The 24,352-nt window shown below is 47.0% G+C and carries 17 protein-coding genes, 1 tRNA gene and 1 pseudogene; 9 read left to right on the top strand and 10 right to left on the bottom strand.

The features are described 5' to 3' along the window. Positions 1-136 precede the first annotated feature (136 nt). From ndhL to trpA, 3 genes are read left to right on the top strand one after another with little or no spacing between them, the layout of a single operon-like run. Positions 137-346 (top strand): NAD(P)H-quinone oxidoreductase subunit L, encoded by a 210-nt coding sequence (ndhL, locus tag HRE53_RS05025; RefSeq protein WP_212662486.1) that lies wholly within the window; start codon positions 137-139, stop codon positions 344-346. A gap of 4 nt (positions 347-350) precedes the next feature. Next, a complete protein-coding gene (locus HRE53_RS05020) occupies positions 351-656 on the top strand; it encodes a DUF3007 family protein (RefSeq protein WP_212662485.1) in 306 nt (101 codons plus the stop codon). Continuing rightward, positions 656-1,459: a tryptophan synthase subunit alpha gene (gene trpA, locus HRE53_RS05015; protein WP_235109306.1), complete on the top strand. Its 804-nt coding sequence runs from the start codon at positions 656-658 to the stop codon at positions 1,457-1,459. The genes HRE53_RS05020 and trpA overlap by 1 nt, the downstream gene beginning before the upstream one ends. Positions 1,460-1,509: 50 nt before the next feature. On the opposite strand, the gene HRE53_RS05010 is transcribed toward trpA, so the two are convergent. Together HRE53_RS05010 and HRE53_RS05005 are read right to left on the bottom strand one after the other, a co-directional pair. Beyond that, positions 1,510-1,581 (bottom strand) — tRNA-Thr (locus tag HRE53_RS05010). Positions 1,582-1,640: 59 nt separating this feature from the next. Continuing rightward, positions 1,641-2,726, bottom strand: a complete 1,086-nt coding sequence (locus HRE53_RS05005; RefSeq protein WP_212662483.1) for a PIN/TRAM domain-containing protein — start codon at positions 2,724-2,726, stop codon at positions 1,641-1,643. A 232-nt stretch (positions 2,727-2,958) separates the two neighbouring features. On the opposite strand from HRE53_RS05005, the gene hemW reads away from it, so the two are divergent. After that, positions 2,959-4,182, top strand: coding sequence for a radical SAM family heme chaperone HemW (gene hemW, locus HRE53_RS05000; RefSeq protein ID WP_315876301.1), 1,224 nt, complete (start codon positions 2,959-2,961; stop codon positions 4,180-4,182). A 61-nt stretch (positions 4,183-4,243) separates the two neighbouring features. Here hemW and HRE53_RS04995 read toward each other — a convergent pair whose 3' ends face one another. Continuing rightward, positions 4,244-5,509 (bottom strand): S-layer homology domain-containing protein, encoded by a 1,266-nt coding sequence (locus HRE53_RS04995; protein WP_235109305.1) that lies wholly within the window; start codon positions 5,507-5,509, stop codon positions 4,244-4,246. Between the two features lie 165 nt (positions 5,510-5,674). Continuing rightward, the gene (locus HRE53_RS04990) at positions 5,675-6,868 is read right to left on the bottom strand and encodes a lipid-A-disaccharide synthase-related protein (protein WP_235109304.1); all 1,194 of its coding nucleotides are present in this window, start codon (positions 6,866-6,868) and stop codon (positions 5,675-5,677) included. Between the two features lie 672 nt (positions 6,869-7,540). On the opposite strand from HRE53_RS04990, the gene HRE53_RS04985 reads away from it, so the two are divergent. After that, positions 7,541-8,614, top strand: coding sequence for a chlorophyll a/b binding light-harvesting protein (locus tag HRE53_RS04985; protein WP_212662480.1), 1,074 nt, complete (start codon positions 7,541-7,543; stop codon positions 8,612-8,614). 77 nt (positions 8,615-8,691) lie between these two features. On the opposite strand, the gene HRE53_RS04980 is transcribed toward HRE53_RS04985, so the two are convergent. After that, entirely contained in the window at positions 8,692-9,123 is a 432-nt protein-coding gene (locus HRE53_RS04980; protein WP_235109303.1) for an HIT family protein, read from the bottom strand. A gap of 237 nt (positions 9,124-9,360) precedes the next feature. Between HRE53_RS04980 and HRE53_RS04975 the strand changes: the two genes are divergently transcribed. Beyond that, positions 9,361-10,425, top strand: coding sequence for a hypothetical protein (locus tag HRE53_RS04975; RefSeq protein ID WP_212662478.1), 1,065 nt, complete (start codon positions 9,361-9,363; stop codon positions 10,423-10,425). Between the two features lie 59 nt (positions 10,426-10,484). Here the strand turns inward: HRE53_RS04975 and HRE53_RS04970 are convergent, their stop codons facing one another. Further along, a complete protein-coding gene (locus tag HRE53_RS04970) occupies positions 10,485-12,653 on the bottom strand; it encodes an alginate lyase family protein (RefSeq protein WP_235109302.1) in 2,169 nt (722 codons plus the stop codon). A gap of 1,284 nt (positions 12,654-13,937) precedes the next feature. Between HRE53_RS04970 and HRE53_RS04965 the strand changes: the two genes are divergently transcribed. Together HRE53_RS04965 and HRE53_RS04960 are read left to right on the top strand one after the other, a co-directional pair. Beyond that, positions 13,938-15,014 (top strand): transposase, encoded by a 1,077-nt coding sequence (locus tag HRE53_RS04965; protein ID WP_235109301.1) that lies wholly within the window; start codon positions 13,938-13,940, stop codon positions 15,012-15,014. 249 nt (positions 15,015-15,263) lie between these two features. Continuing rightward, positions 15,264-16,949: pseudogene (locus tag HRE53_RS04960) on the top strand (IS1634 family transposase). 131 nt (positions 16,950-17,080) lie between these two features. Here the strand turns inward: HRE53_RS04960 and prmA are convergent. The 4 genes from prmA to HRE53_RS04940 all read right to left on the bottom strand — a co-directional run bounded on the left by prmA (position 17,081) and on the right by HRE53_RS04940 (position 23,519). After that, complete coding sequence (gene prmA / locus HRE53_RS04955; RefSeq protein WP_235109299.1) at positions 17,081-18,022, bottom strand: 50S ribosomal protein L11 methyltransferase; 942 nt, start codon at positions 18,020-18,022, stop codon at positions 17,081-17,083. Further along, positions 18,022-19,605, bottom strand: a complete 1,584-nt coding sequence (gene serA / locus HRE53_RS04950; protein ID WP_212662475.1) for a phosphoglycerate dehydrogenase — start codon at positions 19,603-19,605, stop codon at positions 18,022-18,024. The genes prmA and serA overlap by 1 nt, the downstream gene beginning before the upstream one ends. Before the next feature lie 137 nt (positions 19,606-19,742). Next, positions 19,743-21,959, bottom strand: coding sequence for an amino acid permease (locus HRE53_RS04945; RefSeq protein WP_212662474.1), 2,217 nt, complete (start codon positions 21,957-21,959; stop codon positions 19,743-19,745). 120 nt (positions 21,960-22,079) lie between these two features. Further along, positions 22,080-23,519, bottom strand: coding sequence for a carotenoid oxygenase family protein (locus HRE53_RS04940; RefSeq protein WP_235109298.1), 1,440 nt, complete (start codon positions 23,517-23,519; stop codon positions 22,080-22,082). A 93-nt stretch (positions 23,520-23,612) separates the two neighbouring features. On the opposite strand from HRE53_RS04940, the gene HRE53_RS04935 reads away from it, so the two are divergent. After that, positions 23,613-24,146 carry a PadR family transcriptional regulator gene (locus HRE53_RS04935; protein ID WP_212662472.1) on the top strand — a complete coding sequence of 178 codons (534 nt, stop codon included), beginning with the start codon at positions 23,613-23,615 and terminating at the stop codon, positions 24,144-24,146. The last annotated feature ends 206 nt before the right edge of the window (positions 24,147-24,352 follow it).

Below are 24,352 nucleotides of genomic sequence, written 5' to 3'. Positions count from 1 at the left end.
AGAGACCTGCTGTTAATTCTGGGGGGAAGGCAACCTGCAAGGTAGAATAGGAGGACGAAATGCATAGGACTTCGTCCTTGAGGCTGTATGCCAGCATGTTCTAAACCCCTTGGACTTGACTAAATATCCAATTTCTATGGTTGTTAATTTAATCCTCTTATTGGGACTGTTGGGTGGCTATCTGCTGGTGATGCCCGCCATTACCTATTTCTATCTGCAAAAGCGCTGGTATGTTGCTAGCTCTTTTGAGCGTGGATTTATGTACTTTATGGTGTTCTTTTTCTTCCCCAGTTTGCTGTTGCTCAGCCCTTTTTTGAATTTCCGTCCCCAACCTCGCAAAATTTGAGCCCATGCGCCGAATAGATGCGATCGCAATTGGTATCGGTGTGTTTTTGGCCGGGGGACTCATTTATGGAGGACTGCGATACGCCGGTATCGAACCCCAAAGTGCAGGAGTCTGGAGCCAAGTTGTTTTTGCTGCAGGGCTGCTGGGCTGGGTAGCCTCTTACTTTCTGCGGGTGGTCACAGGTAATATGACCTATAACCAGCAGCGAGAAGACTATGAAGATGCCATGCTGGAAAAGCGTTTGAAAGAAATGACTCCAGAAGAACTTGAGGCCTTACAAGCTTCTATTGACGATGAGACTGATTCGTAATGACCTCTGTTTCTGATTGTTTTGCTCAGCTGCGCAACCGTGGCCAATGCGCACTGATTCCGTTCTTAACGGCTGGAGACCCAGATTTAGACACCACAGCCAATGCCCTACGCCAATTGGATGTGAGTGGTGCAGATTTAATTGAGCTAGGAGTGCCCTATTCCGATCCCTTGGCAGATGGACCCGTCATCCAGGCCGCAGCGACTCGGGCATTGCAGCGAGGGACCCGTCTGGATCATGTTTTAGGGATGGTGACAGAGCTATCTCCTGAAATTCGAGCCCCCATTATTTTATTTACCTACTACAACCCCATTTACCATCGAGGGGTTACTGAATATCTGCAGCAGATTGCCAAAGCTGGGGTGCGGGGTTTAGTGGTTCCTGATTTACCTTTAGAAGAATCAGAGTATCTATTGCAGCAAGCGACTGACTTGGGGATTGAAGTGACGCTGTTGGTCGCACCGACTAGCTCAAAAGAACGAATTGAGAAAATTGCCTTGTGTTCCCAAGGCTTTATTTACCTAGTGAGCACTACTGGCGTCACGGGGATGCGGACCAAGGTGGAAAATCGCGTTCAAGATTTAATTGCAGATTTGCGACAAGTGACAGATAAGCCGATCGGTGTTGGCTTCGGTATTTCGCGAACGGAACATGCTCGTCAGATGATGGAATGGGGAGCAGATGCTGCTATTGTGGGTAGTGCGTTTGTGAATCGTTTGAGTGAGGGTAGCCCCAGTCAAGGGCTATCAGCGATCAGTACTTTTTGCCGATCCCTCAAGTCTTCACTACTGATGGAAGTATAAATTGCCAAGGGGAAAGCAATTTCCACTCCCCAGAAAGCGATTAACTCAAAAGCCGATGATGCGATTTGAACGCACGGCCGCTCGATTACGAATCGAGTGCTCTACCACTGAGCTACATCGGCATGAAATTTGAAAACCCAGTATATCAGGTTGTTCATTGCCAGTAACAGGTTCTGGAGAATTAGGCCCAAGCTGTTTGCGGACGGGCAAAAATCATGCGACCTGCTGAGGTTTGTAAGGCACTGGTCACCACGACTGGCACCTTATCACCGATATGGTTGCTGGCTTCTTCTACCACCACCATCGTGCCGTCCTCTAAATAACCTACTCCTTGGGCGGGTTCCTTACCGACCTTGATGATTTTGAGATCTAAGCTATCTCCAGGCAGATAAACCGGCCGTAGTGATTTCGCCAAATCATTGACATTGAGAACCTGGATACTTTGGACACTCGCCACTTTGTTGAGATTGTAGTCATTGGTGACCATGGATGCATTGATATCTTGGGCCAGTCGCACTAACTTAGCGTCTACGGTAGAGACATCCTCGTAATCAGCAGGATGTATGGTGATGCGATCTGGGTATTCCATTCGTAGGCGGTTGAGAATATCCAACCCTCGCCGCCCTCGAGCTCGTTTTTGGTCATTGCCTGCATCGGCTAAAGTTTGTAGTTCTTGCAAAATAAAACGAGGAACTAAAATTTGGCCATCCAAAAATCCCGTCAGTAATAGACCCTCAATCCGGCCATCAATAATGCAGCTAGTATCCAAAACCTTCGTTGGGGAGGGTTGTAGCGTTCCTTCCGCCAGTAGCATGGTTTCAAGGGAGTTGGGATTGATCAACCGCAAAATGGTTTGGCCATGAATATCGGCTAGGGTTAATCCCAAAAATGCAAAAATGAGGCTGCCTAAAACCGCTGCAGTGGGTTTAATAAACGCAAACTCTTTGGGTAAAGGAAATAGAAAGATGGGGGCCAACATCAGATTGGCCACTAAAAGCCCTAAAAATAGACCGGCTGATCGGCTGAGTAAGACATCCGTGGGTAAGGCTTTAATCCTTTTCTCAATCCGTCGGCAAGAGACCTGAGCGGCAAACCCAATGCCCAAGCTGAGAAGGGCCCCAAAGCCCGTGGCCACCCACCGCAGACCATCAATGTTAACCCCTTCTAATTCGCTGGGGGTCAACAGGTCGGGTAAGATATCGACGCCCCGAAAACCCACTGCTGCACCCACAGCAATGAAGGTCAAGATGATAAATAGGTCTAGCATTGTCCTAGCTTACCGTTTAATAGGAGGGGCACACTTTTTCGGAGATAATAAGGACACGTCATCGGACTTGTTATTTTCTCAGAGGAAAATACCTCTAATAATTATTATAGTGTCCTTAATTCAGGACCTTACGGCGTTTTTTCCCTTGGCCAAAAAGATTCTATTAAAATACATAGATCTAGATCAACGTTGGCGGTCAACGGTCTGATTTAATCCTGAGGCAATCCAGTTTGTGAAAATAGTTCAACCCTCACGTTCTTCACGGATTGTTCGCCCTTGGCCAACGTCGGCTTATATTCACATTCCGTTTTGTCGGCGGCGATGTTTTTATTGTGATTTTCCCATCTCGGTGATTGGGGATCGAAAGCGGGGAGAGACTTCCCTTGCCATTGCCCATTATGTCGATCTTTTATGCCAGGAAATTGAGGTCACTTCCACGGGGCCACACCCGCTAAAAACCATCTTTTTCGGTGGTGGGACGCCTTCTCTGTTATCTGCTCAGCAGTTAGGGCAGGTGTTGCAGGTTTTAGAACAACAATTTGGCTTTGAACCGGACATAGAAATTTCGATTGAAATGGATCCAGGAACCTTTTCTTTGCTGCTAATGCAGCAGTTCAAAGCTTTGGGGGTTAACAGAGTCAGTTTAGGGGTTCAAGCTTTTACGGAGGAGCTGTTGCAGGCTTGCGGGCGTTCCCATACGGTGGCGGATATCGATGATGCGATCGCAATTCTCCACCAAGCCGGTATCACCAATTTTGGTCTGGATTTGATCTCTGGTTTACCTAACCAGACCCTGGGCCAATGGCAAGCTAGTTTAGAGGCAGCCATTGCTTTGGAACCGACCCATCTTTCAACCTACGACTTAGTGATTGAACCCACGACAGTCTTTGGAAAAAAGTATCAGCCAGGGATGCAGCCCCTACCGTCAGATGAAACCGCAGCTCAGATGTATCGTCTCGCTGCTACCACCCTCAGTGCTGCTGGCTATGACCATTACGAAATCTCTAACTATGCTCGTCAGGGCTATACCTGTCGGCATAATCAAGTCTATTGGCAAAACGGTCCCTACTATGGTTTTGGCATGGGGGCGACCAGCTATGTTCATGGGCAAAGGGTCAGCCGTCCTCGGACCCGTAAAGATTACGCCGACTGGGTGAATCGGCTGATTGCTGCTCAAGGGCAGATGGACGATGAAGTGAGTTCTGATCTGGATATTTTGTTGGAAACGTTAATGATGGGACTCAGATTGGCGACGGGTGTCTCCCTCGCCACATTGCAAGATCTTGCCAGTCCTGAGTCAGTGGATATTTTGTTAGGTTGCCTAGTCCCTTACCAGGAGCAGGGCTGGGTTCAGTTGCCTCACCATCCAGAGGATGCTATCTGTTTAACGGACCCAGACGGCTTCTTGTTCTCCAACACGATTCTGACGACGATCTGGCAAGCATTAGATCCATAGGTTGTTCCACCAGCCCTGGCGATTGGAGATTTTGTGCAAGAGCGGGTGGAACATTGGCGATCTAGGTGGTTAGATCCAAGCCCGCTTGGATGGTTAACTCTAAGGATGCTGGATCGACCACGATCACGCTGTCTTTGGGGGCAGAGGGACTGGTGCCCACACCGCTCAGCAAAGCGCCAGTAAGTAAACTGCCTAAGTTAAACCCACTTCCTAGGACAGAGTTGAGGATGGTTCGACCGGCTGCTGTGCTAATGGCACCCTTAATATCATTGGGTTTGACGGATTGACGAGAAACCGCCACCTGTGGATCAGAGCTGGCCCTCATATCGTAAGTGCGAGTCCCGACTTTAAGGGTTTTAGCCACAAACTGTGTTCCAGGGGTTGTGCCGACATTCACTGGCACTAGCGTTCCTTCGATTAGACTGCCTTTAGGAATGAGCACTGTCCCTGCAGCATTGGCAATGTCCTCTGCGACTTCCAGCGTAGTTTCTACTGTCTCTCCTGGAGCAACAATCAAATTAACTTTGTTGGGACCTGGATACCGAACGGGAATCTTTGAGCCAGAGGCAATGATACTACCCGTATTGATCGGTGTGCTGGGTTCCCCAGGGGAGGAGGTGCCATCTAGTTTGACAATGTAATTATTGGCACGAGCCTTGTCAGGGATCGGCTCTAAATCTCCTTGATCGACCAATGCTTGGTAGACAAAGGCTGCAATTTCGGCCCGGGTAGCTTGCTGGTTTGGATTTAGAAAGTTGGCATTGGGATAGTTCACGACTAACCCCGCTTCTGTTGATGCCGTGATGCCTTTATCGGCATAGCCAGGGATATCTGCTGCATCACGAAAGGTGGCTAATACTTCATCAGTGGGGGCATCGGGTTCTAACTCTAGACCACTGGCTAAGGCTACTAGCGCTTGGACCTTGGGGATTCTTTGATTGGGCTGAAACAAATTTCCAGGGTAGCCTGATAAAAAGCGAGTGCTATAAGCCTTATCAATGGCAGGCTGAGCCCAATGATTGGTGGGAACATCAGCGAAGCCGCGATACTGGCGAGTAGACTCACGATCAAAGGCTTGGCGAACAATTGCCGCAAATTGAGCGCGGGTTACGGGCTGATCAGGTTTGAAGGTCCCATCAGGGAATCCTTTAATGACATTCTTTTCAGCTAGTTTTTCGATAAATGGGCGCGCCCAATAGCCAAGGCTGACATCAGAAAAATTGGTTTGGGCTGATGCCGGGAGTGTAGAGAAAAGGGGAGCCATGGTACTGAGGGAGACTCCCCAGGCCAGAGCAATTCTAGGAAGTTGTGGGGAAACACGCAGCATGCAAAAAGACCTTCCAGGTAAATGATGTAAAATGTATTTTTTCTTTCCCTTGAGTATCGAAGAAATTGGTTTAGAAACCAGAAAGCCTGGGATTTATTTTATTTTATTTGCAAAAAATAAATCTGTTATTGCTATGAACCCGCTGCATAGCAGTCATCGTGAGCGTTAGGGATTTAACAAACACTGGTGAAGTGTTTGAGCAATCTTGGCAGAGGCACCGGGTAATCCCATGCGGTGGCGACCATTCTCAATCCAACCTTGTGGATGTCGGCCTTGTTCCTGAACGACCGACAGCATATGAGGCAACTCTTCCGGTGTTTTGATTTGATAAATAGAGGGGCCCAGTAGCTGGGCTTGGGCTGCTGCAAACTGAGCAGTGAACTGCGGTCCATGACCCGGCATCGTGATCACGGGTTTACCGAGGCCAACTGCTTGCTCTGTAGCGGTGCCAGCCATCCCCAGCACGATATTGGCAGCAGACAAACAATCTCTAAAACCATTGGGAACCAGTAGTAAGGAATGGTGCTGGTGCTGATAATAAGGAAATGCGGTGTCTTCCTGAGGAGTCCATCCATATTTCACCAGGGTTTCTTGAAGGGGCAGCCCATCAATACCGGGTGAGATCGCACCTAAAAATACGTACTTCTGTTGTGTCTGATGTAAGTCTGCAATTGCCGAGATCATTAACTCCCAATTCCTAAAGACTTCAGGAGTATGCGATCCCGGTAACAGCAAGATTTTGCAGCCAGGGGGCAACTCAGGTAAATGACCTTGAGGCTCTAAGTCGTCCATCATTGAGTTGCCGCAGTTGAAAACGGGGATGGACCAGCGTTGTAAGGTTGTTGCCGTGATGCGATCGCGAGGAAATACTCCCCGACATTGCTTATGGGTCATGAGCCACCGTTCCCAAGGCCAATAAATAGAAGACCTTAAATAGGGCGGATGACTGCCTCTGTAATATTCAGACTTGGCAGTACCCACGAAGGCATAGGGCAAACCACTCCACCATGCCAACATCAAAGGCACAATATCCCCAACGGCTAGTACTGCCCCGCCCTTGCGAGACCACTGCTGCATCGCCCTGATTTGCTGCAGAGTGAAGCCCATGAAGCCATCCTGTAGATCTTGGCCAAATTCACGCCCCCAAAAACCTCCCGATAAAAAGACCTTGCCCTTCACCAAATAGGAGACATGCTGCGTTTGATAAGCCAGGCCTTGGCCCACCATCGGTAATACGGCAATCTGGAGTTTTGGCTGGGCTTGAATTAATGCTTGCAGAATACGAACCGCAACTTGGTCTTCGCCATGGCCATTACTAATGACTAGTAGTTGACCTTTTCTATATGGAGAGGTCTGCATACCCATCAGCGCCACTTCTTGAAGTAATCATTGGAGGCTGTGGTCTGTCTACATCAGTTGAGATAGAGGAGCGGATCCCATGCCTGCTAGATAACCTACGGGGATGGCTGGAAAATCACCTACATCTTTACCCGTAATCGCGCTCTGGAAATCTTATGAATAAGAGGGCAGTGATATTATCCCAACCTCTGTATAAATGGATCCCGCTACTTGAAAGGCTTTGCGTACCTGAGAGTACTTCATAAAACATTACATTTTGTTACTTTCAGTACAGGATCTTAGTGCTGGAAATGCTAAAGATTAAGTAGTCTTAAGTGTTATCCCGATTCCTTTCATCAACAACAGTTTGGAGGTGAAGGCCTGTTGATCTGGATATTCGGTCTAATACTGAGTATGGATAACGGATTGAATGCATTCTGCAAGGTATACTTGAGCTTCAATTGGCTGGTCAGATAGTGGGCTTCCCGCATTTGCTGGTTCCTTACGAGTCGCCTTAACAATAGAGCGCTAATGGATAAATACCAGAACCGCTTGTTGTACAGGGCATGGCGTCGTAACATTATTTCATCCGCCTGTTTAAGATAATTGCATTTTCCTGTGACATAAGTTTTATCAGGCGAAATTTTATAGAGTCGTTTTTCCTCAAAACATTATCCTTTTGGAATAAAGAAAATGGCAACAAAAGTCGATACTTCTCCTGAATATCCCTGGTATCAGGGTAATAGCCGGTTAGTAGACACCAGCGCGCAGGGCAAATGGTTAGCAGCTCACATCCTGCAGATTGGTTTGATCATGTTTTGGGTTGGGTTTAATACTTTTTCTGAAAATCAAGTGTTTGACCCCAACCTTCCCATGTTTGACCAAGGGTTGGTTTTAATTCCCCACCTTGCTGCAGAAGGCTTTGGTATTGGGCCTGGTGGTGTTGTTACTAACACTTTCGTTTACACACAAGTTGGTGCTATCCACATGGTGGCTAGCTTAGTGCTGTTTGCAGGTGCTTACTTCCATGCCAAGCTTGGTCCTTCCGCTCTATCAGATGGCGGTCGTGGAAATACTGAGCGATTTTCCTTTGAATGGGATGATCCCAAGCAACTCGGTTATATCCTTGGTAACCACCTACTCTTCATCGGATTCGCTTCCTTGATCTTTGTCGGTTGGATGAAGTTCCACGGTCTTTACGATCCAACAGTTGGTGAAGTGGTTAAAGTTGCTGCTCCTGGTTCTACCATCGCTAACGTCTTTAAGTATGGTTGGTCTACTCCTGGATACAATCCTTTCTTCGTTGACAACCTTGATGACCTAGCTTCTGGTCACCTGTTCATTGGTTTGTTTGATATGGCTGGTGGAATCTGGCACATCAACGTTGCTCCTTTCAAGTGGGAGCAAGACCTCGGATCTCGCATCAGTATCTACACTCCTGATGGTTTGATCGGAACTTCCCTTGGTGGTGTTGCCATCATGGGTTTCATCTCTGCCTACTTCTGTGCAGTGAACACCTTTGTTTATCCTGTTGAATTCTACGGCGCTGCTTGCGAAGTTAAGTTCGGTATTGCCCCTTACTTCAAAGACACTGCTGATTTAGCTGAAGGTTTTTACACGTCTCGTGCGTGGTTGGCTAACGTTACCTATTATGTTGCTTTCTATTGCCTACAAGGACACCTTTTCCATTCCTTGAGAGCAATGGGCTTCAAGTTCGAGAATATCCCTGCTGTTATTGCTCGTGATACAGGTAATGCTCCTGCATAAACCATCACCTATTGTCTGATAATTGAGAATCTGCTAGCTCTTGAAGCTAGCAGATTTTTTTGTGGCTAAACCTGAGCTCAGAGTCTTAAGGATGCTGCCATCTGATCTAGTTCTTGGCGAGATGGGGTGGGAATATCTTTATCACCGAATTTGGCTTCTCCACCCTCACAGTAGGCATAGTGTTTATGCATAATATCTAGGGGGCCATATTGTGGAATGAGATGGAGATGAGCGTGGGCTACTGTAAAGCCATGTACTAGCATGCCAATCCGCAGCGGTTTATAAACGGCCATGATCCTCCGCCCCACCTGTTGGGCAGCGACCATCACTTTTGCCGCGAGTGGATCAGGAATATCTGTGAAATGGTCAATATGAGCTTTAGGAATGACCAAACAGGCCCCCGGATAGACCGGATGTAATGGGATAAAGGCCATCACCGCTTCATCTTCATAGACGGTGCTGACGGGCGCATCACCTTGTGCGATCGCACAAAAAGGACAATTATCCATCACATTGATCACTCCAACTTTTCAGGGGGCTTGCCTAGGTTTCCCATCCTTCGGGTAAACCTGGAGTAGCCCACTTAAACCCTAATTTTTTTTGCCTTTCCCATGATGACTGCAGGGGAAGCTTCTGTCCAAAATAGAATGCAGATATTAAGTCCTACTAAGACAAGGAGAGCCATTGACAGATTTGTCAACAATATGGGTGCTTTAATTTCTGTGACTACGGCCAAGTAACCATTGATGTCTATGCCATTTGATCCGAGTTTTGCTCAAAAGCGACTAGAAAAATTTTGGCAACTGTCTGCCAATTTTGGCATGGAAAGGAATGCCTATCACAATTACCTCAACGAAATTGTCAGTGATCGGTATGCTCTGATCAATGGGCTGCAGCTACTCCGAGATGAACTACAATTTGCGGCGGCTAGCAAAACTGATATCAACGTGTGCGGTGCCGATTTAAGCTTACCGAGTGTCGTCACAACCTTGGCCTATACCAATTGTGGTGATCGGATTCATCAAGGTGAAGCGACAAAGCGATATCGAGACGTTGTCGCCTCAAGGTTTGCAACCCTATCGGAAATTGGAGAGCTGAAACTAGAAGCTTTTTTCCCCGCAGGTGGAGGGACGGATAATGGGGCAACCCTTGCCCATGTCACTGTTGCTCATCAAATTGATGAATCCCTCCGCCGTCGTCTATATGCAGGTAATCCTCAATCCATGGTGCTAGTTGCCATTGATCTCAAAACCCATGTAGGGCGATTACGAGAAGACGGGCAACGAGTCTATGGTAAAACCCGTGAGTCTCCCTGGCGGGAACCTCGGGCAGCCTGTGGAGCCATTGCAGATGCCTTAAGTCACTATCATCCCCATAACTTGATTCATAGACGCATTCGGGATGACTTAGGCGAAAAAAATTTCCAGTACCTTTCCACCCAAAAAATTTATACAGAAGAAGGCGTAGATATTACCTTAGCTGTTGCATCCGCTATCGTAGCCATTCGTGGGATTCGCAATACCTCCATGGCCTTGACCCAAGAGATGGATGAGAGAGGGCTGGCACACTTAACAGCTAGCACCACCGTTAATAGGCCTTCAAGAGATGATCTCGTGATCTATCTTGCTCGGGCAACGGTTTTTCAAGGGAAAGTTCATATCCAGAGCCTTGGCTCAAAAGCAGAACTTTATGGGGGGAAATTAGTAGATTACGCAGGTGAACGTCGGCTACAACTAACGTATGACGACCATGACATCAATAACCTGCCGATAGAGGAGATATCCTACCAAATTCATGCCTCTGGTCTATAAGTTGCAATGCCCTCTCTTCAAAAGTGGTTGCATGAACAACCTGCCGTCATCAAGCAGATTTATTTTATATGGCCTACTGAATGTGGAGAGTACCCTTGAGGGGGCAAGCCTTCAACTTGAATGATGGCCTCTGGGTGGGTAGGCAAAGAATTTAGAATTTGTTGTTCATCTAGACATAAAGAGACCTGAATCCGATTAGACGCATTTTTTACTTCTAGCTGTATCCGATCTTCAGAAATGGATTGATACTGAACATCAAGTTGTGGTACAACACCCAGCGCAGGGCACAAAATCCAGGCAAACGTTGCTGTTGTAGAAATATTGGATGAATAGATCACTGTTGGATTAGGTTGTTTATGGTTATATTCTTTACTCCACCATCCTTGAACAGGTTGCATACGACCTTTGGCAATATCGATATCCCATGACAGATTATCAGTCGGGACAATTCGTAAATTGCCGCAATTAGCATTAGTGGTGACGATAGAGGGACCTTGAACTTCAACATCACAATCAGGATGAAAGTGCCAGAGTGCTTGAATTTGATGAGCAGAGCTAGCAGACACACGATCAATCACAATCCAATACTTATGGCGCAGATAGACTAGAAATCGTGAATGTATGACTTTGTCTGCAACGCCTTGATACCCTTGATCAAACTTGCCATAGGCAAAATCAAACTCTGATGTTGAATAAAATTGCTGTTCGACGGGACTTAGTGCTTCACCGATGTCCGGATTTTGGCTCTGACCATCAACGAGAATTGTATTGTGGCTAGCTGAGTTTCTAAAATAATGCCAGAAGGGATCTCGTTTGTAGTGATAGCGTCCGCTATCTACTAGGAGATCTCGACCAAATGCGGCAATAGAAAGGTGTAATTTATCGTTGTGGGTATGGTAATTAATGCCGTGGGGACCCACATCAAAAAATCCCCAATGGGCATCTTTTTCCCAACTACTCCGCATAATCACTTGGCCTGCCCAAGGAAAGATAATAGAGGGGGAGAGAGGACATTCTCCTTCTTGTCCATTGGATGCAATATATTGCCAATCAGAGCGGTTATATAGCTTTCCCTCGTTCTGGACAGCTGTTTGGATCTCATCTCGATCCGAATCATTATTGAGGGGGGCACTGCCATCTGGCCGCATCGTAAATGCAAGATAGTTCCACATCCTCTCCAATGTTTTGGCAAAAGAAATAGGTAAGTTGTGGCCAGAAAGCTGTATTAATTTTGCGAAATTATTGAAATCTAGCAGGGTCACTCGATGGTAGTGACTCGTTAATTCTTTATGACTCCCATCTGGATAGACTTGCAAGTTGATCTCACGGGACATGTGAAATTGCGCGTAAGTCAACCAAGATTGGGAGAATTTAAACTCAGGCCAGCATATTGCTAGAGTGGCTAATCCGTTCATCTCACGAGCAAGCCAGTTTGCTCCCCAGGTGTGGCAATGCCGCAGAAAATTGCCATGTACCGGCAAGATCGCGAGCATCAGCAGATGATCGACTTCTGAAAAGCTTGGACTCTCCAGCAAACCATAAAATATGGGAGCCCAGTGCAGGATACGGCAAGCGACTTCCCGACCTCGCCATTGAGCCCAGTAGTGTGTATTGGGGGCTGCAATGCTAGTTAATATCCAATCTCTGATACTGAGGTAAATATATTGAACATAATCTGAGTTTCCACTTCTTAGATAAGCATGAAAAAGGTCGACAACATGGTAGTGCCTGTTCAAAAACCATGCCCACTCAGAATCCTCTTTAGAACCTAGATAAGACCAGTTAAAACTGTCATTGTCTTGGGGAACGATGCCACTAATACGTTGGAAGATAAATTCATTGTTTAAGATGTGATCTGCATCTAAATCCTTGTTAAATTTTTGTTCTGGAAGTAAATTCTTCCAGCCTATTTTATCCGGCTTCTTCCGGAAATATTTAATTAATGAATGGCTAGCTTGAGTATAGTCACCATTATTGATATATTCTCTGACTTCCTCTAGGCCAGGATGTTCAAGGTTAATGTTTTCAAATAGATTGGCAATAAGCTTTGGATGTTCTTGGCATAGCTCATCAACTGATGTTAGTCGATTCCCCTCAAGCTTTTTGTTCGATAAAGTTAAGCCAATATAGTGTTTAAAGAAACTAACAAGAGTGAGTTTCTTAACTTTACTACTTGTAATTGCTACTTTATTGAAAGCCTGTTGAATATACGGCTGCAAAATTAACATCAGTTCTAATTTACTAAACTCAAGCAGGAGATTTTATAGATGATATTTTTTATGAGTTGAGGGCTACATGCTTAGATCTTTGAATTTTAAGAGAGTGTGACTAGGCATTTCTATATTATCCCTCAATTGATTCGTAGAAAAATATCTAAAATGATACTTATAATATTGCCATAGAGAATAAGGATTTGATAATTCGTGTTTTGTGTTCTATTTGACAAATAACAGAAACTACCTTAAATAAGCAAGTAGAGAATGATTAGTGGATCTAAGAGATATTAGGCTTCTATGTTCCAATAAATCACTATGAAAATCGACTAATTGCACAGATAATAAGTAAAAAAATTGCTGATTGAGAGTAAAATAAGTGATTTTTGAAGTATAAGAATTGATTGTTTTTTTAATTAATCTTCATGCTTAAAAAATAAATCACTTTCTTTATTCAAGCAAAATATGAGTCATTGGAAAAAAAAGTTTTTATCTTTACCTCATTAGATATTGACCTGGAGAAAGTCTAAATATTATACTGGAAGGCCAATCAAAGACTAGTTTCTATCTCTTTTCTGCTTGTTTTCTCGTTTTCTGGTCTAAACTCCTTTAAGATAAGTTTGAGGCAATATTTTACACCAAAAAACAGTCTAATAATCAGGTTTGCTGCTTTTGAAATAGATAAGAGAACTACCAATATTTTCTGTTAGCTCAAATAAAAAAGATTGATCTTAGCTTTTTTTATAATGCGAAATTCTCTAAGCTTGGGAGCACGGAATAGACTTCCTGTCTAGGTCGGTTAAGGCCCATACTAAGTGGCTGATTGCTCAGAAAGACATAAATATCTGAAAAATCGTGAGTAATCTAAATCAGGTATCTGAAAATCGCTGTATTCTCCACTAGTAATAGCAATACCTGTGATTTGAATGGAGAGACATTGGTAGAGAGAGTAGCTGTAGAATCAGATTCTGTGGTTTGCCAAGTCAATTCAACTTATGCCGTCATGCATAGTCAGGATTGTCTACGATAGGTTGACCGTATTCTTGCTGCGATACAGTCTGGTTTTTTAGTGTTGTGAATACAGTGTTTTCTGGAGCTGATTGCCTGACAGAAGTAGGTCAAAGCCTTTATTTACATAGTTTATGAGAAAAGAGTGGAGAGACATGTGAGGCTAGATTTAATCACAAATCAGCGTTATTCAAATGTCAGGCCCCACCCAAATTTATCGTCAACTGTTTTCCTTTTTTACGTCAACACAGCCATTATCGAGATTTACGCCATCTCATTGCTCTGGGCTGGATGGTAAGCGCCTTAATCTGTAGTGAACGCTTAAGCTTATCTGCCTGGGAATCCTATGTTCCCTGCCGAGCCAGAAAAGCCCAAAGTGTCGAGCGTCGGTGGCAACGATTTATAGCCAATCAACGCATTGATATTAACAAGCTATATGTACCTCTAGTCCTGCTAGCCCTTAAGAACTGGCAATCTCATCGTCTATACCTGGCAATGGATACAACGGTGTTATGGAATGAATATTGCATGATTCATCTATCCGTCGTCTGCTGTGGCAGAGCAGTACCATTGTTGTGGAAAGTATTAGAGCACAAGAGTGCAGCTGTCGCTTTTGAGGAATATCAACCGCTATTGCGCCAGGCCCGTTGGTTATTGCGGCAGCATCCAGATGTCATGGTGTTAGCAGATCGTGGGTTTGCGAACCATCAACTGATGAGCTGGTTACAACAGAGCCATTGGCATTACTGTCTGCGTGTCCCTTGTGATGTCCTTCTCCATGGTCCACGTCAATGTCCAAGAGAAGTCCGACAATTGTGGCCATCCAAAGGCGAAGCCCTCCTCTACCGCAATGTGGGGCTTTGGGAAGACGGCATCTATCGGTGCAATCTGGTGTTGGCTAATATCCGAGGAGTGAAAGAACCATGGGCGGTGATTACAGATGAATCACCCACGCTACAGACCTTGTGGCAATACGCTTTGAGGTTTCGGGTCGAAGAATTATTTCTCGATAGTAAGTCTGGAGTGTTTGAGCTAGAAGAGTCGAAAATTCGCTGTGCTGATGCATTAGAGAGGCTTTATCTGGTTGCTGCTGTGGCACTGCTATTCAGCACGACTCAAGGAATGGCTGTTCACATTAAAGGGCTGCGCCAACAGGTTGACCCACATTGGCGACGAGGCATTAGTTATCTCAAAATTGGATTACGGTGGCTCAAGGGAGTCGTCCATAAAGGACGGGAGTTGTTGATGCCAGTCCCCTTGCTCTGCCATGATCCACAACCGTGTTTTGCGTCTAAAAAAGCTCAAAAGAAACACTACAACAAAATCTGGTTCTCTCGCATCCGCTCTTTACAGTGCAAGGCTTTATGAGCAGGGGAAGGCGAAGATCTGTCAGGCAGTCAGTTTCTGGAGACTATGAGGAAAGTTACAAATAGGTCCCAGATCGTTTCTGTAAGAGAATCTGCTAGTGCACCCTTTCAATGGAAGAGGCATCTCAAGCTATAGGTATTTTTCCAAGCTGCCCCACCTTAGTTCGTAAACTATAGTTAGGATTAGCCGACATTCAGCAGGTACTAACCATCAAGGGATAATTTTGAGGTTGTCCCTCAACGCAAGTCCATGTATTCACCTCAAGAGATAGACGTTCAGGATATTGACCATCTCGGTATTATTGCCGGTATCGTCGATGAGATCGGCATTGTCGAAATAGTGGATCGATTATTAGGTACTCACGAGCAAGAGAATGTTAGTTGTGGTCAAGTTGTCAAAGCCCTGATTCTAAATGGTATGGGCTTTTTGAGTGCTCCATTGTACTTATTTAGTGAGTTTTTCGAAAGCAAAGCAACCGAGCACTTACTCGGTCAAGGTGTACTGCCAGAGCACCTCAACGATACCCGTATCGGTCGAGTCCTCGACAAGCTCTATGCCTATGGTGTGACCCAGATATTTATCCATGTGGCAATGGCAGTCGTTCAGAAATTCGATGTAGCTCTAAGGTGTGCGCATCTAGATGCGACAAGCCTTAGTGTTGAGGGGCAATACTTAGATAAACCACAGGTTGAGGCGTCAGACGAATCCCCCCTCTGCACCTGAGTCCCCCCTCCCCTGCACTGGCTGAATCAGAGGAGCCGATACCCGTGAAAATCACCTACGGCTACTCACGGGACAATCGTCGTGATCTCAAGCAGTTTGTATTGAACCTACTGGTGAGTGGGGACGGGGGTATTCCTTTATTTTTACAAGTGGGCAACGGTAATGATGCGGACAAAAGTACGTTTGTGCCTATCATCCATGAATTTAAGCAACAGTGGAGTCAGCAACAGCCAGAGGTGATTGTTGCTGATAGTGCCCTCTACAGTGCCGACAATCTGCAAGCATTAGGAAGTACATCTTGGATTAGCCGAGTTCCAGCAAGTTCAACGGCAGCCCAAGACTTACTACAAGGGCTGCCGGGTTCACAGTTTCACCCTAGTGCTCTCAACGGCTATAGCTTTGTCGAAGTATGTAGTACCTATGGAGAGATTCAACAACGGTGGCTGGTGGTTGAAAGTAAAGCTCGCAGAGACTCTGGACTCAAACAAGTGCAAAAGCGGATTGATCAGGCGTTTAGCCAAAAAACTACTGCACTTAAAACCCTCTGCAAACAGACCTTCTTGTGCCCTGCAGATGCTTTAGCTGCAGCCCAAGATTTTGGCAAAATCCTCAGGTATCACACCCTTGACGATCTCAAAATCCATAAAAAACCCTCATTATCCAAAGGCTGGACGACCGACAAAAGCAACGGTTGTGACTCACTACACCTATTCTATTGAGGCTACCTTAACCCTCAATGAGCCAGTCATCGAACGCTATCGGCGGCAAGCAGGTCGTTTCATCTTAGCCACCAATCTCTTGGAACAAGAGCAATGGAGCAATGATGATATTCTGCGCGAGTATAAGAACCAGCAGGCGTGTGAAGGAGGCTTTCGCTTTATCAAAGATCCACTCTTCTTTGCCTCTAGTGTTTTCCTGAAGACACCTCGGCGTATCGCTGCCTTAGCCATGATCATGGCCTTGTGTTTGATGGTCTACAGCTTAGGACAACGACAGTTAAGAAATGCACTAGAACAAGTACAAACAACTCTCCCTAATCAGAAGGGGAAACAAACTACGAAACCTACGTTACGTTGGATTCTCCAATGCTTTCAGGCCGTCCATTTAGTTTGGCTTGATGGTGCCAAGCATCTCATCAAGCTCAACAGCAGGCAGCAACTTATCTTGCCGTTCCTTGGGAAGGGCTGTAAAAAATATTATCTGCTCTGCTAGCTAGCCTGCTGAATGTAGGATTAGTCCCACTTTTCACGAATTTCCACTAAGTCAGGCTGTGATAGATAAGAATTGGAAACGCAGCTCGGATGAAGCTGCGTTTAAAGACAAAATATAAGGGTGTCAGTATTTCAGCTTCGTTCAATGATCAAGCTGCACCAGTCTTGTTCATGATGGATATCGCAAACTTTCCAGCCATGAGCATGTAGGGCCTCAATAATCATGGATGCTTGAGTATCTAAAATACCGCTAAGAATCCCCCAACTGTCCCGGCCAGTGATATCAGTAAATTGAGGGATTAAGTCAAGAATGATATGGGCCAAAATATTGCAGCAAAACCCTTGGACTGGATGCTGAAGATGCTGTGCCACTTGGTCAAGACTTCCTTCCGTAACCCATAGTTGGTCTGACGTAAGGCCATTCAGCTTTCGGCTAGCCTGGGTTGCACCAATGGCGAGCAGATCTAGATCAACTGCATAGGCTTTGTTGGCTCCCAAAAGAAGAGCAGCAATGGAAAGAATACCGGTGCCACAACCAATATCAGCGATGGCGAGGGGATTAGATTGTTTCTGAATCTGCTGTTCTAGGGCTCGTAAGCATAGCTGAGTGGTTGCATGAGCACCTGTGCCAAAGGCAACTCCAGGATTGAGGCGAATCAAGAGACGTTCACACTTCTCTGGCACTTCTAGCCAAGCTGGATAGATCAGTAACCGATGGCCGACTTCTTGAGGGTGCCAATAGTTTCGCCAGTTATGGGCCCAATCTTCCTCTGTAATTAACTGCCAGCTAATGGCTGGGGCAGGATGTCCCACGGATTGAACATCCTGATGTAAGCGCTCGGCAATTTTTTGCAGATCAATCGATTGGACCCGGTCCAGGGACAGATACCCGCAAACAGTCAGCTCTTGATTGACCACTTGACTCGCTGTGCCTTGGCATCCTTCCTCTTGTAGTCGCCAAAACAATAGATCATCTATCAGGGGCACCCCCACAACTTTAATTTCCCACCATTGGCTAGGAGGTAAAGTCGCAGGAGTGACCGACTGATTTTGATTGCCTTGAGAATCAGGCATTACTGCAAATTCACAATATAGGCATCCCGAATCCCTTCTACATTCGTGATTTCAGACAGCACCCCTTCTGGTAAAGGATCATCTAGGCTGAGGACCATGACGGCAGAACCTCGCACCAACTTACGACCCACCTGCATACTGGCGATGTTGACGTTGAAGCTACCCAACTGAGAGCCAATTTGGCCGATAATGCCCGGCATATCCCGGTGTACCGTCAGCAGCATGTGCCGAGTAGGGACAACATTGATGGGGAAATCATCAATGTTGGTAATCCGTAGTTCATCTTCACCCAAGATGGCGCCTGTAACCGAGCGAGTTTCAGAGGGACCTTTGGCAGAGAGTTGAATCGACCCAGAATAGTCTCGGACTGAAGCATCGCGGGTCTCTACAACACGAATACCGCGATCTTTGGCTTCAATTCCAGCGTTCACATAGTTGACACGCTCTCTCAAGGCAGGAGATAGCAGTCCTTTGAGGGCGGCAACAACAATCGGCTGACTATCATTGGAAGCCAGTTCTCCTTGGAGACGGACGTCTAACGATTCAATCCGGCCGCCAGCCAGCTGACCGACTAGATTGCCCAGGGTCTCTGCTAAGAGCATGTAAGGCTTGAGTTTTTCCAATACGTCAGGACGTAAACCGGGAATGTTCACGGCTGAACGGGCGGGTAGCCCCAAGAGGACATCGCGAATTTGTTCGGCTACATCCACTGCCACATTGGTTTGAGCCTCTTCAGTCGATGCCCCTAGGTGTGGGGTCAAGATGATGTCTTGCTCTAGGTGGCAAAGGGGAGAGTCGCCTAAAGGTTCACTGGCATAAACATCCAAGGCGGCGGCGGCGATTTGTCCAGATTCTAGGGCTTTGCCGAGAGCCTCCTCGTCAATGATGCCGCCCCGAGCACAGTTGATAATGCGGGCGGTGGACTTCATTTTGCCGAGGGTCTCAGCATTGACTAAATTCTGTGTTTCTGGTGTTTTGGGAAGGTGCAATGTGATGTAGTCCGATTCTTGGAATAAGAAATCTAACTCCACTAGCTGGCAGCCTATCTGTTCTGCCCGTTCTTGGGATAAAAATGGGTCGTAGGCTAGCAGCTTCATGCCCATTGCCCGGGCAACTGTGGCGACGTGGGAGCCGATCTTGCCGAGTCCGACAACGCCCAGGGTTTTTTTATAGACTTCTACGCCAGTAAATTTTTTGCGTTCCCATTTGCCCGCTTTAACGGACTGGTTGGCATCGGGAATATGGCGGGAGAGGGACAGCATTAAGGCTAAAGCATGTTCTGCGGCAGCGATGGTGTTACCCTCTGGGGAGTTCACCACCACAATCCCTTTTTTGGTGGCTGTGGGTACATCCACATTGTCGACACCCACACCAGCTCGACCAATGATTTTGAGCTGAGTGGCTGCTTCAATCACTGCTTCTGTAACTTGAGTGCCCGACCGAATCATCAGGGCATCGTACTCAGGAATAATTTGGATTAATTCTTCTGGAGAAAGCTTGGTCTTAACATCGACTTGGGCGACTTGACCTAAAAGGTCAATGCCGGAGGGGTCAATTGGATCTGAGACGAGAACCTTGGGCATAACAGGAAAGGAGAATGAAAGTTCACAGGGATGAGCAGAACGGAATTACCCTGTTTCTGACACCTCAGTTCGCCATTCTACAAGAACCCCGATGGAAGAACTAGGGTAAAAAATATAAAGCTGTTCAACTGAAAAAGCTATTCCTTCTCCAGTACGTCAGCAAAGGCCAAATTTTGAGACGCCAGCACAAATAAGGTGGTGGGCAATCCCATGGTTCGAGTCTGTAAACTCTCGTAATATTCGCTGAATTGTTCGTCTGGACGAGCCATCCCAAGAATGACTAAGTCAGCCCCTTTGGAGGAGGATTTTAAGATTTGGGCGAAGGGACGATCGTTGGCAATAATGACCTGTGATACGGCACGGATACGCAGCCGCTTGACGACATCATCTAAGTTGCGCTGAGCTGCTTGAGCTGCAGACTGATCGGGCACCACGAGCTTGAGCCAAATTTCTGTTTGCCGCCACACCATACTGGTGCGTAGTAAGTCGGCCAAGATCAGCATGAGCCCGCCGTTCTGTTTTAAACCTCCCCACCAGACATCAATCCGGCGGCAAAAGTTGGGAAAGCGGTTTTGATGGGTGTCTTGATAGCGCAGAATAGCAACATTCCGTTGAGCCTGATGGAAATGGGCAATCATTTGACAATAGCGATCGCGGCTCGTTGCATTTTCCGTATTGCCCAACAGAATTGTGTTGGGAACCAAGGCCCCAAGCCCATACGCTTCGACTAAACGTTCCGCCCCAGCAAAGGGATCGCTATCGCGGACAAATCGGACTAAGGCTTTAACGCCTTTGCGATCCAGATAGTCTTTGACCATAGATTCCATGGTGGTTTGTTGGGCCACATCTCTACCCTTAACGGGCAGGACGCTAGATACCGTAATCAGTCCACGATTGTGGGTGAGGGCAGAGGCTACCTGAACCAGATGCCAACGACGGGTGGGCACGCCCGATAACACTAGAATATGGGGCCGCCAGTTTTTAGGGTCTGGGGTACTGCCCAGCTGGAACAGTCCCATTCGGACCACGGTCATCCACACCCCTCGCCGCACATCTCCCCAGGCACTTTCCAATTGCTGCCGCTCTAGCCAAAGGTAAATGGCTAGAACTATCAGGGCTGCCATAATAGTCGCCAACCCATTGATCAAAAACATGACGGCGATACAGCCGAATGCGCCCATTAAGGAAAAAATCCAGTGGATGCGAAAGGTGGGTCGGAAAGAGGGACTCTGAAGAAAGCTTTCGACTCCAGCTGCCACGTTCAGGACCATATAGGTGGTCAAGAAAAACATACTGAGGACCGGGGCGATTAAATTCAGGTCACCAATGGAGACTACAGCTAAGGCGATTCCTAAGGTGAAAAGCGTTCCTAGCCGGGGTTCGTCATTGGGGCCGCTGCCAATTCCCAGCCATCGGAGACTGCGAGGCAAGATGCGATCGCGTGCCAATGCCTGCAAAACTCGGGGTGCACCTAAGATACTGCCAATTGCACTCGAAAGGGTTGCCCCCCAGACCCCGAGTAGGATGGCGTCGCCCCAAAAGGCAATTCTTCGCATCACCAAAGGATCTTGCATCAGAGTGCTAGGTTCTGCCCGCATGGTGAGGAGAATTGGCAACACCATATAGATCACATATCCCGTTCCAATCGCAGCCAAAGTTCCCTTCGGAATCGATCGGGCTGGATCTTTTAAATCTCCTGACATACTTACGCCAGCCATGATCCCGGTAACCGCTGGGAAAAAGACGGCGAAAACTTCCCAAAAACCTTTGGCTTGGGGAATGGCGTCTGCCCCTGTTTCGACGGGAACTGGATGACCAAACCCAAAAGAGACCAGCGATACTGCAATCGCTGCCATAATTCCGAACTGGGCTTTGATGGCAATATCAGCCGATTTGAGAGCCAGACCTGCAACGAACAAAGTGGTCACGACTGCTACTAAGGTTTGATTGAGGTTGGGAAAAATGCGGACTAGACTTTCGGCAAAGCCAATGGTGTATAGCGCTACAGAGACGGCTTGGGCAAAAAACAGCGGAATCCCGACTGCACCTCCGGTTTCAATGCCCAGAGAGCGGCTAATCATGTAGTAGGCTCCCCCTGCACGCACCACTTGATCCGTTGCGATCGCAGAAATAGACAGGGCAGTTAAAAAAGTGATCGAGGTGGCTAAGGTGACGATCACTAGGGTATTGAAGAGGCCAACATTGCCCACGACCCAACCGAAGCGTAGGTACATAATGACGCCTAGGATGGTCAGCAGGGAGGGGGTATAAACACCAGCAAATGTGCCTAATCCAGGAGTCTCTTCGGTACTGGCCGTTTTGGCTTTAGACCGACGCAAAGGGAATTTGGGCATAGACAAATTTGCACTTGAAGAAGTATTGCAGGCCTCAGTTACTATCCCACACTCTTTTAGTGAAGATATTAATTCTGAGGTGTGTAGCATTGTACTTCGGTTTTCTCTTCCTTAGCTGGGTTATGGGCTAGGTTGCCAGGTGCCATGAAATCCCATGGGGACTACACTGGGTAACCCCAAGCGGCAAATAGGACCATCCTCTAAATGATCTGCAGCCAAAATCCATACCTCACTGGTATGGGATGCGGCTTGGTAGACCACAGAGATAATCCAACCTTGTCTAGGTTGTCCAGGCTCGGGGGCATAGATGGGTTCGCTGCAGTAGGCTTGTTCACCGACTTGAATGCTGCTCAGTCGATGAGAAGCGTGATCGAAACAGACAATCTCTCGAAATAGCTCTGTGGTCGGATCTGATGCGGGGCGAGTGGAGAGGTAGGTATGACTGTGGGCCAGTCCGACCTGGTGGGGATCAACTATGGGAAACTCACCTGTCCGATCTATCAGGGCATAGGTCTCCAAAACTTTGCCAGTTCGGGGATCAAGATGGAGTCGCCAAAGTTGACCGTCTGCTTGGGTTTGTGGATGACCACTGATGACTTCTTTCAGGAACTGATTCGTGCTGAAATCGGCATAGCGGACGAAATCGATGATCACGTGTCCTTGGTCATCGATATAGCCATTTCCAAAATGCCATTGATACCAGGGATCGGCTTCTCCTTGGCTGACCACTTCTAGGGACTCGCGATCAATCACTAAGATTTGAGTGCCTTGGTGTGGTTTCCATTGGAGACAATCGCTATAGCTTTTCATCTGTGCCAATAACGGCAACGGATTCATGGAGACGGGGGGAATACAAAAAATCAGGTAAGGCCCCGCCATCACAAAATCGTGAATCATCGGTAGGCCCTTAAGGGGAATTTTGGTTTGACGTTTGACCTTGCCCTCTGCTGAGCAACGATAGATATGCAGTTGACCTTGCTTGCCGTAGCTAACCCCAAAGTTATAGATTTCGCCACTGTGAGGATCGCATTTTGGATGGGCAGAGAAGGACTGATCCGGTGCTAGGAATCCTAAGTCATCTAATCCTTGGGTTTCTAGAGAGGCTAGGTCCAAAGCATGGGGATGTCCCCCTTCCCATAAGGTCAACAGCTTATCGGGAAGGGCAAGCACAGAGGTATTGGCTGCATTTTTGGTTGCTCCCTGCTGCAACCGTCGCCAGAGGGATCCGGCGGGCAGCATGCCATAGCCCCCCATCAAAAATTGATCGGCCTGTTCTTCGGCCTGATAGCCTGCGGTTTGAACATATCGATAGACGCCCGATGCTTGGTCGCTATCGAAATGCACCGCTAAAACGGCTCCATCCCCATCAAACCAATGACCAACCCGTTGCCCGCCTCGCTCTAGGCGACCTGGTCCATTTCGATATAGAGAACCTTTGAGGTTTTCGGGTATAGCCCCGGACAAGATAGGTAACTGGGTGGTCGAAAATTCGGGTGCAGCCTGGGCAAACATGCCATACCAAGGTTGCTGAGATTGTTGAGGACGAGACTGGGTAATCATGGGTGGGTCTCCTAGGCAACAAATACAATGTAATATGCAACAAAGTGCATATTCTTACTATATGCAATTATTTGAATATGTCAATCAGTGCATATGAGTCTTTCTTACGCAATTTTGGCAACCTTGGCGGATCAAGCCTGCAGTGGCTATGAGTTGGCGAAGCGGTTTGATGGGTCAGTGGGCCATTTCTGGTCTGCAAGTCATCAGCAGATCTATCGAGAACTCAACCGTTTAGAGGAGCGACAGTGGATCACGGGAGAGGTGATTCCCCAAACGGGTCGTCCTGATAAAAAGTGCTATCACCTGACTGAAATGGGTAAGGCGGAGATGGCCGAGTGGATTGCTCAGCCCAGTAAAAGTAGCCGCACGAAGGAAGAAATCCTAGTGAAGCTGTTTGCCGGGGATTTAGTAGAGCCTGAGGTATTACTGGCAGAACTCCGTCGTTACCAGCAAGAACATCAACAGCAATTGCAGATCTATCGGCAGATTGAGCAGCAGCATTTTGCTGAGCCAGAGCAGTTATCTTGGGCAGCAAAATGTCAGTATCTAACGCTGCGGCAAGGCATTCGCCATGAAGTGGATGTAATTGTTTGGTGTGAGGAAGCCTTGGCTTTATTAGAGTTTTGAGATCTACATGATTGATCGCAATGGTTTAACCTCGAAAACTCAAGAGTCAAGGTCAGCGATGTTGATAATCATCACAGGTCCAAGATTGATAGTCTTGCTCAGTATCCGTTCAAATGCAAAGGGCAAGAGCTGGTGAGCCAATGACTTCTATGATGAAAGATATTGAACGGCTTTGGCCTCACACATCCTATGAAATTGAAAATCTA

The sequence above is a fragment of the Acaryochloris sp. 'Moss Beach' genome (assembly GCF_021497025.1).
Taxonomy (GTDB): Bacteria; Cyanobacteriota; Cyanobacteriia; order Thermosynechococcales; family Thermosynechococcaceae; genus Acaryochloris; species Acaryochloris marina_A.
This window is presented reverse-complemented; position numbering and strand designations above follow the sequence as displayed.

Coding starts and splice junctions, on each gene's coding strand:
- ndhL (WP_212662486.1), top strand. CDS start 137: ATGGTTGTTAATTTAATCCTCTTATTGGGACTGTTGGGTGGCTATCTG.
- HRE53_RS05020 (WP_212662485.1), top strand. CDS start 351: ATGCGCCGAATAGATGCGATCGCAATTGGTATCGGTGTGTTTTTGGCC.
- trpA (WP_235109306.1), top strand. CDS start 656: ATGACCTCTGTTTCTGATTGTTTTGCTCAGCTGCGCAACCGTGGCCAA.
- HRE53_RS05005 (WP_212662483.1), bottom strand. CDS start 2,726: ATGCTAGACCTATTTATCATCTTGACCTTCATTGCTGTGGGTGCAGCA.
- HRE53_RS04995 (WP_235109305.1), bottom strand. CDS start 5,509: ATGCTGCGTGTTTCCCCACAACTTCCTAGAATTGCTCTGGCCTGGGGA.
- HRE53_RS04990 (WP_235109304.1), bottom strand. CDS start 6,868: ATGCAGACCTCTCCATATAGAAAAGGTCAACTACTAGTCATTAGTAAT.
- HRE53_RS04985 (WP_212662480.1), top strand. CDS start 7,541: ATGGCAACAAAAGTCGATACTTCTCCTGAATATCCCTGGTATCAGGGT.
- HRE53_RS04980 (WP_235109303.1), bottom strand. CDS start 9,123: ATGGATAATTGTCCTTTTTGTGCGATCGCACAAGGTGATGCGCCCGTC.
- HRE53_RS04975 (WP_212662478.1), top strand. CDS start 9,361: ATGTCTATGCCATTTGATCCGAGTTTTGCTCAAAAGCGACTAGAAAAA.
- HRE53_RS04970 (WP_235109302.1), bottom strand. CDS start 12,653: ATGTTAATTTTGCAGCCGTATATTCAACAGGCTTTCAATAAAGTAGCA.
- HRE53_RS04965 (WP_235109301.1), top strand. CDS start 13,938: ATGGTAAGCGCCTTAATCTGTAGTGAACGCTTAAGCTTATCTGCCTGG.
- prmA (WP_235109299.1), bottom strand. CDS start 18,022: ATGCCTGATTCTCAAGGCAATCAAAATCAGTCGGTCACTCCTGCGACT.
- serA (WP_212662475.1), bottom strand. CDS start 19,605: ATGCCCAAGGTTCTCGTCTCAGATCCAATTGACCCCTCCGGCATTGAC.
- HRE53_RS04945 (WP_212662474.1), bottom strand. CDS start 21,959: ATGCCCAAATTCCCTTTGCGTCGGTCTAAAGCCAAAACGGCCAGTACC.
- HRE53_RS04940 (WP_235109298.1), bottom strand. CDS start 23,519: ATGATTACCCAGTCTCGTCCTCAACAATCTCAGCAACCTTGGTATGGC.
- HRE53_RS04935 (WP_212662472.1), top strand. CDS start 23,613: ATGAGTCTTTCTTACGCAATTTTGGCAACCTTGGCGGATCAAGCCTGC.